The organism is Acinetobacter sp. OYA S30 (genome assembly GCF_033599315.1).
GTDB lineage: Bacteria > Pseudomonadota > Gammaproteobacteria > Pseudomonadales > Moraxellaceae > Acinetobacter > Acinetobacter baumannii.
Genome location: NZ_JAWVAV010000014.1, coordinates 49,320 through 62,237 on the forward strand (window position 1 = coordinate 49,320; position 12,918 = coordinate 62,237).

The following is a 12,918-nucleotide window of genomic DNA, read 5'->3' on the forward strand; positions in this document are numbered from 1 at the left end:
ATCCCTATAAAACGGTGAACTCAATTCGGCGGTTTTTCTTTCTACCTTCCGCAGAAGTATTGTCCGCTATAGGCTTAGATGAACCTAAACCTTCGGTAGATAAATGATCAGCAGGAATATTCTTACTAATTAAATAATTTTTAACTGCTAAAGCTCGATCTTGGCTGAGTTTTAAGTTTTTGGTCGCATCACCAGAACTATCGGTATGCCCCACAATTTTGACTTTTTTCCCGCCCACTTTATTTAAAGCAACAGCCATTTCATCAAGAATTTTTTGTCCAGCTTCAGTTAATACTGCACTACCAGATTCAAATTCAATAATTCGATTTTTTAAAGCATCATCAATAATCTTCTGCTCAGCCTGATTTACAGAAAGCTGGGAAAATAATTGATATGGAGGCTGTACCAAACTCTGAAAAGACTGAATGGTTGGCTGTATTTCTGTCGGATTTAGCATTTTCCCGGTCAGTTCAAATCGGGTTCCATTAACACTTAACTTACCCTGAGAAACTTTTTTAAGATCAGGTGTAATCACTCGTGTGACAGAGTCACTCCATCCATTTGGAGCGGCAACTGGTCGAACTTGTATTTTATCAACAACTTGATCTGCACCATAAACAGACTGCATTTTCATTAAAATAGCCTGTTTACTTGCTTCATTTGGCACTACACCTTCTACAACTATAGGCTGTGCTAAAGCATAATTCGCAATTGCATATATAAAACAGCCTTTTATAAGTTGTGAAAGTTTAATTTGATATTTTTGATTCATTGTTATTCACCCAAAAAAGTCTGTCTAAATAGTTTTAAACCTTGATTTAAACTTAATTGGCGTTGACATAAAGATTGTTCTAGCGTTGCTAAACCAGCATTCTGTTCCAAATAAGTATCAATCCATTGAGCTTGTATTAAAGAAACCCAATGTTTGCTATCCATATTCTGAGTAAAAATATCGCTAAGAGCTAAAATATCAGCACCCTGAAAACCAAAGAATAATACTGGCTGCTCCCGATGTAACAACCCAATTAATACTTCGGTATTATGCTGTTTTAAAAACCGACAAATAATACTGACCCAGAATGCCGCTATTTCATAACAATAAGCAGGATTATTAATCGGTAGAATCAAGACTTTATTTAAACGGCTAGTCCCATTTTGTAAAATTGGTTGTAGTAGTAATCCTAAACCAATCATGCTTTGAGCTAACTCATAAATACTTAGCTTCATTAACTGAGCAAATGAATGCATGGTATGATTTTCATAAAAACCTACACATTCACGTTCAGATAAAACCTGAATTTGATTTGGTAAATGATTTAGCTTACCAAATAATAAATCAGAATCTTTAATCCCTCTTAATGCACGATTATTTTGAAATAAATCAACTAAGACATGCTTATAGCTATAAGGTGCATATAGTAAATTTTCATATGGTAAATCAACCTCAAGTAAATGACTGAGTACCATCGGAAAAGCTCGACCTGAACTGTCTTCGCTCGCCAACAAATTAGCAGCCAAGAACATGTTCTCATGTGGATTTGCAATAAAGAAATCCAATGAAGGCAACTTGCTATATGCTTCTTTGAACATATTTGACTGCATTGCATATTCCAATGCTTCTGTTATCCACTGATCAAGTACCTGTATTAAGGCATATTGACCTTTTGTCTTTAAGAAGTCACCACGTGCAGGGCTTTTCCCGTAATACAGAGGAGTTGTTTTTAATGTATGCATCAATGCTCCTCCTTGAATGTAGAGGTTAGTTTCCATGTCATGGCTTAACTCCCGCAGCAGGTTGTGCTAGTGCAGAAACTGGATTTTCAGTTTTGGCAGGAGCAGCTGCCTGAGCTGGTGCTTGCTGTGCGGATACAACGCGAGCAGCCTTATCCGCAGTTACTTTGTCAACCAGTTGCATACCAGAGTAGCCACGGCTTGAACCGATACTTCCTGAATTACTACTAATAAGACGGAAGTTCATTTTCACAAAGAGTGATGGATCTGTCTTACTGCGCCAAAGCATTTCAAAACCACCGTTTTGCTCTTTACGCTGTGCACTATCGATTAAACGGTTAATCCCGTATTCGCCTGGTTCATCAAAAATGGTATGTGTTTGACCTTGTAAATCTACAGCTGTAATACGAGCACCCGGAATACTGCCTTGATTTGGCCAAATAAAGTTAACCCATTGCTGCACCCCATTTTCATAAGTCATACGCTGACCATCAATATCAACGGTATATGAAAGTAATTGCGGGTTTTGAATTGGGTAGAACTGGAAGTTAGACTGATTGGTTGCCGGAGCAGCTGGTGCTTGGCTATTTAACTCACCTGTTGCCATTCCATTTGTAGGTGCAACATAGCGTTGGAAGTTCATAACAAATTGTGGGTTTAAACTAATCCCCAAATCTTTCCATGTTTTTGAAGTTAAAGTATAACCACGGCGGATAACAAACGGATCTAAACTCTCTTTAACAAAACGGGAAATACTGCCGTTTTCACCAAGAATTTGTCCAATTTCACTACTTGTTGCTTGTAAAGAAGCTGATGAGTTAAATGGATATTTCTTAGCAAGATTTGCAGTAAATGGTTGATAGGCTTGCATTACCCATAGCTTATTAATTTCATCTTGAGTAGGTGTAATTAAGCTTTCAAAGGCTTGGGTAAGTGGACTCACCACTAATTTTTGTAGAAGTTGCTGATCAATTTCACTGAAACCAACCGCCATCTTTTCATCTACAATTTTTTGAGTCTGGTTAAATAGCGATGTCTGCTCATTTAAAGTTTGCTTAACCAATGTCATCGCATTCGGTCCGATCTCACCCGCATTCTTAAGTTCATTAAACTTACTACGTACTAAGGCAAGATTCGTCATATATTCATCAAGCAAAGATTTACCTTGCTGATCATCACGTTTACGAACCAATTGATAGAACATTTGATATTCTTGAGAAATAGGCCCTTGAGCATTCGTTACAGCCTGATTTGCTAATTGTTTATCATCATGGTTTAAAACCTTACGTTTAAACCATGCAATAAATCCTTTTTGAGGTGCTGCTAACTCGGCTTGAACGACCGGATTATCCCAATTTGTTTCAATGGCTACGCGTTCAATAAGTGTGCGAATTGGTGAATTTTGTGGTTCGCCCAATACATCAATATTTTTAACTTGCTGAGCAAACTGAGTTGCTTTTGCATAGTGAATACCACTTAAGAATTTTCTCCACTCTGCAATATATTCTTGTTTATACAATGCAGTAAGCTGCTTTCTGATTTGCTCTGGACTACCAGAAAAAGTTAAATCATCAGATTGACGGCTATTAAGCACCCAGTCTTTAGTATCCGTAGGTTTGTCTGCTGCTTCCTCAATTGCTTTTTCTACATACTCGTTCCAAGCTTTTTGAGTAAATACCCCTGGTAATGCATAACTACCCAATACAATATTTTTATTTGCATCACCTACAATCTGGCTTACAGTTAAAGCTGGAAAGCGCACAGCAGCACGCATTTTAATTTCATTATAAACACGGTCACGTGCTGGCATACCTCTAATAACAGAGAGCAATACTTGACGTGTCTGATCCACAAGTTGAGAGTCAGCATCCAAGATCGGGAATTGTTTATCATTTGCCAATGTCATTGCATAAGATAAGATCTGCTCAGTTTCTTGGATCATATCTGCACGTGGCATCTGCCCTTTATTGGCATCAAGCCAAGAACGCCAGAAACGCGTTACCTGATCACTTAAGTGACTTGCATCCATATACTGTGGATTGCTCATCATTAAATATGCTTTTAAAGCATTATAAGCATCTTGAGGGTTGGTATCCGAAGGCTCTAAATATTGCTGAGTTTGAGCAGTTTGCTTGATCTCAACATTGGTATGATTTGCTTTTAAAGTTGCTTCGTTATTTTTTACACGTTGCAAATACTGAGCAATATTTTGCTGTGTAGGTATCAAAACAATTTGCTTAACACCTTTTAAATATTCAGCTTTTAATTTTTCACGTAGCTCATTACCTTGATATAAACCAAAACTAAATTTTAGTGGTCTATTTTCATCAAATTCGTCTAACTGTTGTAGACGTCTTTGCAAGATAAGTAAGGCCTCTAATTGAGTCGACAATTGTTGACCTGAACTCTTTTCCAATTGAACAACTTTATTCAAATCAGCTTGAACTTCGGCAATAAGTTGTTGATTATTACGATATGACCAAACCCACACACCGAGAATAATGGATACGCCTGCTAAAGCACCAATAAATGCAATATAACGCTGACGCTTTTTGCTTGTATTGACATGCTGTTTAACCAGATCTTTATCTTTTAAAATGACATCTGAAAACAAGCCTTTTAAGAAATAACCATGGTTAGGCGTTGTTTTTAGCTGATCTTTTACTTCACTTTGAGCAATTTGGGAAAGCTGGAATTCCTGTGCAATTTGCTCAGTCATTGGACTTTCTATTACGCCTTCTTGCAAAGCACTTGTGAAATAAAACCCACGGAAAACTGGTTGGAACTGGTAAGGGTTATCTTCAAACAATGTCGCAATAAAACTTTTTAATGCAGGTTTTAATGTCTTAAATTCTAATGGGAAAGTCATCACACTAGGTGAGATATTTTGAGAATGTCGACGGCTAAGATGAGTTGAACTGACCCCTTTTAAACCGTCATAAAGAATATTGTAGTGTTTCTCAAAAAGATCTACAGCATTATGAGAAGAGTTTTGCTCATATGGTAGTGTTGCGCCCCACGCCTGATTATATTCTTGTGCTTCATAGAATTCGAAAAATTCGGTAAAACCCGCGATCAAATCCATTTTTGAAAAGACTAGATATACGGGTACAACCACTTCTAAACGTTCGGTTAAATCCTGAATACGAGCGCGTAAATTTTTCGCAAGCTTTAATGAGTGTTCAGGACTCTGACTAACAAGCTCAGCAATACTAACAATAAGAATTAAACCATTTACTGGAGCCTTAGAACGGTTCTTCTTTAAGATATTTAAAAAGCCTAACCATTCAGAGTGGTCTTCGCTATAGACCGAATAACGTCCAGCGGTGTCGAGTAAAATACCCTCAGTCGAAAAAAACCAGTCACAATTACGCGTACCGCTTAAACCAGCCGAAACCATTTTTTGATGGGTTTCTTCAAAAGGAAACTTTAAACCAGAATTATAGATCGCAGAACTTTTACCAGCAGCTGGGTTACCAATGACCATATACCATGGCAACTCATATAGTGCTGCGTTCCCCTTTTTATCGCCTAACTTTGACTTACGAATCAATTGAATAGATTCTTTCATTTGTTGGCTAATAAGTTGCAGCTCTTCTTTATCTTTATTTTTGCCGTACTCTGCTTGGGTATCCTTTTCAATCGCTTGTGCAAGCTCTTCACCTTGAACAGCATGCTTTTTACGCTGAATTAGCCAATAAATTCCATAAGCGATGAGCCCTAAAGCATATGCAGATGCTAAAGCCCAAAATATATGGCGAGGAATTGAAGTATAGGAAGACATCAATGCCACGAACAATGACAAGGCGATAATTGCTTTAGGATTCGTGATGTACTGCCACAAGTAGCCTAAAATTGTATGCATTCTATTCTCGTTCTAAGTTCAAAGTTTAAATTAGCTATTCAACACCATCGCATCATCTTCTGAATTTTCAGTGACACTCTGCACAAATGTATGTGCTGACACTGTATTTTCTCCAAAGACAAAAGGAACGATATGTTCAGGAAAATGCATACTAAGCATAAAGCCATAAATATCAACTAAATGCTGGGTATGCCCCAATGAAGATTTCACATAAATATAGTGATGTGGTTCAACAGATGTTTGTGCAAACTGCTGCTGTAATTGCTTCGCTGTTTTTATATCTGTCTGGTCTGAAAGAATAAGTACGTATGGCTCATCTCCCTCATACTGCGGTAATTCATTTAAGTTCAGCGTATGAAGAACTTTGGCTGCTTTTTCTTGGCCCACCACAATTTTTAAGTTTTTAGCCGGTTCGAGTTCTTCGATTTTTAATGATGGGTCCGCAAGGAGGCAGCTTGCAGCAAATTCAGCCGGAATATAATCTTTGACCATCCATGATTTTTCATCAATAAGATCTTGATCAATCTCTGAATCGACAGCCAGCATGAGAAATACCTCATGCTCTTTCTTTTGAATGCGTTTTAATAAATGAATAAATTCTTGATAAGCTACACGCTCACCCAAAAAGTGATATTCGATATGAACTTTTTGGGAAATAATACCAATCTCAGTAAAAAACTCTAAAATCAGATCATTACTTTGCTCATCATTCCAAACATGTAATAAATCTTCTGGAAGAAAAATATGCAAATTCAGTCGATTTAAACGGTGTACTTCAACTACGGGTGTTTCCACATCTTCATATTCGCTATTTGGATCGACCCATGCAGGATGCATATGATATTCACGGATCTGATGAGATTCATAAAATAAAATTGAGCGCTTTAAATGTTCAGCCAAGCGATACAAATTCTCTATATTTTGTTCTAGTTGTTGACTGATTAAAGACATGATACGAACTTGTCTTGGTGAAGCAGCGTATTGAATATCCTCATCATTTGTCTCAGCTAAATCTTTAATTCGATAAGATAAAAGAGGCAATCCATACGAATTCAACAATTGCTCATCAAGCTCCGGACTTTTAAAATTTTGTATTTCTTCAATAATAGTTTCATTCTCGCCTAGGGCATGTATAGCAAAAGCGGAATATACATTAAAATCCAGCTGTTCTAGAGGTTGTTCAATTGCAGCAGATGATTTTTGACTATCATCATCTTGACTTTGATTTGCAGCCTGCTCTTTCTTTTCTTTGTAGCTTTTATAAACACTATAAATTAACCAAGGTGATAAGATCACCAATGTAATGATTGCTGGCAATAATAAAAAATAAAGGAAAAAGTCGATTTTATTTGGGTTATATTGAACATCACGCCAGTAGAAAATGATAATTCCACTAACAACTGTAAAAATAGCGATGAATGAGAGTAATATTTTTTTAATCATATTTGCTCTCCAATAAGGCTATAACATGTTTCATCGTTATGTGTATTAGGCTTACGAGACATTAAAAAAGCGCCTTGCCCTAAACCACTTTCTTGGCCTTGAGTTAAGCGAACAGGTTGTATTTCAGTCTCATCCAATATCAATCTTAAATCTATCGATAAAGTTGGACTGCACCAGGTTTCTACGATTTTTTTGAGCTTTAAGCTAAGCTCTTGATGAGGTAAAAATTTTAAATATTGCTGACGCTTAAGCGGACCTATTTGAATCTCAATTTTTCCATCAATTTGTTGAATCGTTTCCCCACAAAATGTGTTAATACCAAGTAAGCTCGGTTGACTTCCGCCTAAAGTGGTTAGCTGATCACCCGCTAACTTAAACGATTCCTGTACAAACTCTTTAATTGTAATTTCATGCTTAAAAATACAACTCAACATCGTCTTTAAAGCATGAACCGTATTATTTTGCCCCTGCATTAGGCCTGAAAATTCAGCGAAATATTCATCCAAGTCTTGTTGCTGATGTTGTGAGCGAACATAACCATTCAATGCATGGAGAATATCCAAATAATCATTTTTATTTTCAATTTCATAGCGCACAGGCAAGTGATAAGTAATACTTGACTCTACATACTGACTGGTCAGCTTATGATTAAATAAGCTTAAAAACTCTTTCGTTTCAGCGCGTTGTTGCCTTGGAGCCTGCTTAATTTTATTTGTATATGTATAAGGTAATGCACCTTGTATACCAGTCAGACCAACGATCAGGTTTGTTAAATGAACACGTTCATCTACTAACTCTAAACTTTCAATTTCAGTGGCTGGAAAGTTTAAGTTAAATGAGGTCTCAAATTTAAAATGGTCAGACCATGATAAAGCTGCGTCATTGGCAGGCATATGACGCAATAAACGTGTTGCTTGAATAAACTCAAAAGACTTAGGGCGTTGAAACAACTCAGCCGTTACAGAAGAGTCTTGCCACCAACGTTCTGACTGCATTGGTATAACTCCTGCTGAGATGAATAATCCTTAACCACCAAATCAACAAAACTATTAATTTGAACCTTTAAATTAAAAACACGACTTAATAACTGACTAAAAATATATAAGCTATGCCCTCTAAATACGGATGAATCAATTTGTAATTCAGCTTTTACTCCTCTTACAAACATTGGAAATGGTTTGCCATCTACGAGTTTATGGGTAAGAGAAAATTCTAATTTTTTAATTGATTCTATAATTAAATAGTTTTCTTTTGACTGCGGTAAGTTATATAAAGCCAGCAGCTCTTTAACATGAGAAACAGCATCCCCTTTCATAAGTGCTAAGCTATTTAATGAAAGATGCGAGATCACACGCCACTGTTCACTTTGGCCTTGTTCAAACTTATAAGGCTTTGTAGGTCGTTTTAAAACAATGGCACGTCTCGCCAAGCTACTATCATTTAAATTTAATACGTTATTAGACTGACCCAGTGCTTCATGAGGTAAATCACGGTTTGAACATAATAATTTAGTGCTAATAAAATCTGAGCGCGTTGAAAATGGATTTAAATTTTTAGAAATAATCGAATAGCCCATTTCAACGAAATTGGACTGTAACTTTTGATAGTTTACTGAGTAAAAAAAGCGAGCTGTATCATTGTGGTAATGGCTCATCGCAAAAAAAGGCAAAACAGGAACATAGCTTTCTTCCTGATTTGTTTTTTCACGCACCATATTCATCTCAAGTATTGAATATACTTGATAAAATTCAGGATGGTGAGCGTCTGTAACTAAAGGATATTCTAATTGCTTGTGAACTATCTTCTGGGGTTCAGCATATTTTTCAAATAAATTAATTACGGGGGTAGTAAATAATTTAAAGTTTGCAATATTTAGCTCAGAATAGTTTCTAACAACGGCTTGATCATTTAAGTTTAATTTGAAATGAATTAAAAGCTCAAGTTCGGATACATGCTGAGGTATTCGCTTAAAAAAATCTAAATCGAGCTTAAGATAACTAAACTTTTCCGGGAAACAAAAGTATTCCATCAACAAACGATAAGCATGATGGGTATGTTGATCAAGCGGTAATAAACTTTCTTGTTCTGCAAAACCAATCAATTCGAATGGATTCTTGCTCAATTCTACAATTGTTTGTCCATATTTAACCGCAAAACTAGTTCCTTTTTTGAAAATACTATCAAGGACCTGTAGAGGAAAATTAGAGATAGCATCCAAATAAATAGGAAGCTTCTCATCAGTTAAACAAGTATGAGCATTATTAAAAATTTCAAATTTAAGGCTCAACGTCGCATTTTGATTTAAGTGCATATGCGCACTAGGTGTAGTTTTAAAATCTAAACCACTTAAATGAATAGGTAGTAATTTAACATCTTGAGTTGTATTAAACTCACACTGCACCCCTTTGAAACTACGAGATTTCAAAACCGTATGATGAGGTACAAGATGAGGTTCTGTAAGCTGTTTAATCTTATTAATATCCTCAAAACTAACAACTGAACACGCAGGAAAATGTCGTAAGTATTGAGGGAACATCACCTCAAATAAAGAACGAGTAAAAACATCGTAACTGTCTGTTAGTTTTTTATCGATTCGAGCAGCAATCAGCGAAAAAGCCTGAATCAGACGTTCAATATGTGGGTCATCAATTTGCTCTTGATTTAAAGATAAGCGCTGAGCAATTTTTGGATATTTTTGGGCAAATTCCCGAGATTGTTGACCAAATTCTTGTAATTGTTTTTCATAAAACGGTAAAAGCTCTTCTATCACAACACACCCACTACGCTTAAGTTCTTGCTGAAATTACATATTGCTGCGTTGTTGGTTTTAACAATGCATCAAATACAACAGGTTCATATAAGGGGTGAATATTTAGATAAGCCTGAATACTTAAACATAATGCGCCCATATTATGTCCATCTAATAACATCTCTACCCGTATTTGTCTTAGCCGAGGTTCATGAGCTGCTATTGATTGCTCAATGGATTGGCAAATTTTATCCCGATCCAGAGGGTTGGCTGTAGAAAGCCCCACAAAATCAATAATCCCGAACTGAAGTATCGATTTTTTTACAAGTGGATAGTCATCAATTACATGATCTAATTTTGCTACCCGACTATTGAGCAAATCTTCTAAATCCTTTGCTACAGATTCTCTTAATTGCTGAATAGAAAGACCTTTTGCATAATCTTCACTTTCTGGAATTAAGCGATCAAATAAAGTTGAACGAAATCCGTATGGATAAAGCCGATCTAAGTTCATTCGAGTTCACAACAAAGTATATTTAAAGACAGCAGAGGCTAACTTTATGTCAGCCTCCACCAAATATTCACTTAAATAATTACGCTGCGTAAGAAGCTGTATTATTAGAAAGTGACCATTTCTTAGTAACAGCACCTTTAGCAGTACCGTTAATATCTTGTTGGTTATAAGTCCACTCAACAGCAGCATATTTCAAACCGAATGCTTCTGTAGGAACGCCTTCTTCGTTAACAGTTGGAGTTACACTAGAAACTAGAACGTGCTTCAATTTGATTTGTAAGTACTTGATACGTTTATCGCCATTTGCACGATAGAAGTCGATTTGTACTTCATCAAATGTATAACCGGCTGAACAAGCTTCCCATAATTTAGGGCTAGTTGCGTCTAAGTCTTTCACGAAAACCATGTCTGAATGTTCAACACGTTCAGCAGTGTGGCCGCCTACACTACTTGAAGTAGCAGATTTAGGTTGACGGATGTTATGAGACCAAGAGTTAACTTCTAACCAACCTTTGTGCTCAGAATCACGAGATTCTCCATCAACTTTATATTTACCGCGAAACTCAACGTATATATCTTTCATTTAGAACTTTCCTATTTTTAATTTAAAGTTATTCTTTAGCTGACCTTGATTAATTTGAGGACTGAGGTAACTCAGTGACAAGTCGTAAAGAAACCGACAACTCATCCAGCTGGAAATGTGGTCGCAAGAAAACCACAGATTTGTAGTGACCTGGTTGAGCAGGATCTTCTACAACTTTTACAGATGCTTCACGTAACGGGTATTGAGCTTTTGCTTCTTGAGAAGCACCATCGTCAAGTAAGACATACTGTGACAACCACTCATTTAAGAATGCTTCAACATTTCCAGCAGAAGCAAAGCTACCCACTTTATCTCGCATCATTGCTTTTAAGTAATGTGCAATACGTGAAACAGCCATGATGTACTGAATCTGACTTGATAAAGCCGAGTTTGCATTGGCTGTATCATTGTCATATTTTTTAGGCTTTTGAGTTGATTGCGCGCCAAAGAAAGCTGCGTAATCTGTATTTTTACAATGTACTAACGGAATGAAGCCTAGATCGCTTAACTCTTTTTCACGGCGATCCGTGATTGCAATTTCAGTTGGACACTTGAATACCACTTCGCCATCTTGTGTTTTAAAAGTATGTACTGGCAAGCCTTCAACCAAACCACCACCTTCAACACCGCGAATAGCAGCACACCAACCATGCATATCAAATGCATTTGTTAAGCGAGTACCAAAAGCATAAGCTGCATTCATCCACAAATATTCATTGTGATTTTCACCAGAAACATCTTCAATAAAATTAAAGCCTTCTGTCGCAGTACCTTCTTTTGGATGATATGGGAGACGACCCAAGACATGAGGCAAAGTCAATGCAACATAACGTGAGTCTTCACTATCACGGAACGAACGCCATTGAACATATTCAGCGGTTTCAAAGATTTTTGAAACATCTCTAGGACGATCAATATCTGTAAATGATTCAAGGCCTAAAATGCTCGGACTAGCAGCTGAAATAAATGGTGCATGTGCTGCCGCTGCAACATGAGAGATTTGCTCAAGCAAATACATATCAGATGGAGTACGATCAAACTCAAAATCACCAATTAATGCTGAGTATGGTGCACCACCAAAAGAACCGTATTCTTCTTCGTAGATTTTCTTAAATAAAGTGCTTTGATCGAAGTCTGTAGCACCTTGGAAATCTTTTACCAACTCTTTCTTAGTCGTATTGAGCATACGAATTTTAATGAGCGGATTTGAAGGCGTTTCCTGACAAAAGTAATAAAGACCACGCCAAGTTGACTCAATTTTTTGGAATTGTTCATTGTGCATGATCTGACTTAACTGCTTTGAAATCAGAGCATCAATTTCTGCAATACGCTTATCAATTGATAAAGTCATATTTTCAGAAACAGTAATGGTCCCTGCCATTACTTCTTTAGCAAGCTCACCAATTAAGCTTTTAGCACGAGAATGTTCTTCTTCATTTCGTGCAATACGGCTTTGTTCAACAATCGAATCTAAAAGATTAACTTCTTCATTTTCAACAAGTGGCATTGCTGCTGATTGAGTATTATTCATGATCGGCCTCCGCACTTAATTTACGGATTTGATCAGTATTTTTAAGAACCTCATCAAGCAGATCTTCTAAACGCTCACTATTTGAAATTTTGTTTCTTAAATCGGTTAAACGCTCACGCGCCTCAACCAATTTCTTTTATGGATCAACTTGCTGTACAACATTTTCCGGGCGAAAATCTTCCATTGACTTAAACGTTAAATCAACAGCCATTTTACCGCCTTCTTCTGTCAACGTATTGTCTACTTGAAAAGCAGCTCTTGGAGACAGAGATTCCATTACTTCATCAATATTATCTAAATCGACATTAATGAATTTTTTATCTTTTAATTTTGTACGTTCAAGCTCAGATGCAGCTGAAAAATCACCCATTACACCTACAACGAATGGTAGTTCTTTCGCTTCTTTCGCATCACCAATTTCGACATCATATGTAAGCTGAACACGTGGAGGTCGAATTCGCTGAAGCTTCTTTTGTACGCTTTCTCTCTTAGCCATAAGATT

Annotated in this window: 9 protein-coding genes and 1 pseudogene; all 10 read right to left on the reverse strand. The window is 36.7% G+C overall.

What is annotated here, in order from left to right:
* Window positions 1-4: 4 nt before the first annotated feature.
* Window positions 5-772, reverse strand: coding sequence for an OmpA family protein (locus tag R5R67_RS09195; protein WP_318754810.1), 768 nt, complete (start codon window positions 770-772; stop codon window positions 5-7).
* A 2-nt stretch (window positions 773-774) separates the two neighbouring features.
* On the reverse strand, window positions 775-1,734 hold the full coding sequence (gene tagF, locus R5R67_RS09200; protein WP_009520473.1) for a type VI secretion system-associated protein TagF: 960 nt from the start codon (window positions 1,732-1,734) through the stop codon (window positions 775-777).
* Between the two features lie 37 nt (window positions 1,735-1,771).
* Window positions 1,772-5,596, reverse strand: coding sequence for a type VI secretion system membrane subunit TssM (tssM, locus tag R5R67_RS09205; protein ID WP_318754811.1), 3,825 nt, complete (start codon window positions 5,594-5,596; stop codon window positions 1,772-1,774).
* A gap of 30 nt (window positions 5,597-5,626) precedes the next feature.
* On the reverse strand, window positions 5,627-7,039 hold the full coding sequence (locus tag R5R67_RS09210) for a hypothetical protein (RefSeq protein ID WP_000591885.1): 1,413 nt from the start codon (window positions 7,037-7,039) through the stop codon (window positions 5,627-5,629).
* A complete protein-coding gene (gene tssG, locus R5R67_RS09215; RefSeq protein WP_001190395.1) occupies window positions 7,036-8,034 on the reverse strand; it encodes a type VI secretion system baseplate subunit TssG in 999 nt (332 codons plus the stop codon). Before tssG ends, R5R67_RS09210 begins: the two co-directional genes overlap by 4 nt.
* Complete coding sequence (tssF, locus tag R5R67_RS09220) at window positions 7,998-9,809, reverse strand: type VI secretion system baseplate subunit TssF (RefSeq protein WP_000568825.1); 1,812 nt, start codon at window positions 9,807-9,809, stop codon at window positions 7,998-8,000. Before tssF ends, tssG begins: the two co-directional genes overlap by 37 nt.
* A 16-nt stretch (window positions 9,810-9,825) precedes the next feature.
* Window positions 9,826-10,302, reverse strand: coding sequence for a type VI secretion system baseplate subunit TssE (gene tssE / locus R5R67_RS09225; protein ID WP_001047031.1), 477 nt, complete (start codon window positions 10,300-10,302; stop codon window positions 9,826-9,828).
* Between the two features lie 79 nt (window positions 10,303-10,381).
* Window positions 10,382-10,885, reverse strand: a complete 504-nt coding sequence (locus R5R67_RS09230; protein ID WP_000653195.1) for an Hcp family type VI secretion system effector — start codon at window positions 10,883-10,885, stop codon at window positions 10,382-10,384.
* 49 nt (window positions 10,886-10,934) lie between these two features.
* Window positions 10,935-12,416 (reverse strand): type VI secretion system contractile sheath large subunit, encoded by a 1,482-nt coding sequence (gene tssC, locus R5R67_RS09235; protein ID WP_001066523.1) that lies wholly within the window; start codon window positions 12,414-12,416, stop codon window positions 10,935-10,937.
* Window positions 12,409-12,912, reverse strand: a pseudogene (gene tssB, locus R5R67_RS09240) (type VI secretion system contractile sheath small subunit). The gene tssC and the pseudogene tssB overlap by 8 nt, the downstream one beginning before the upstream one ends.
* Window positions 12,913-12,918: the final 6 nt, after the last annotated feature.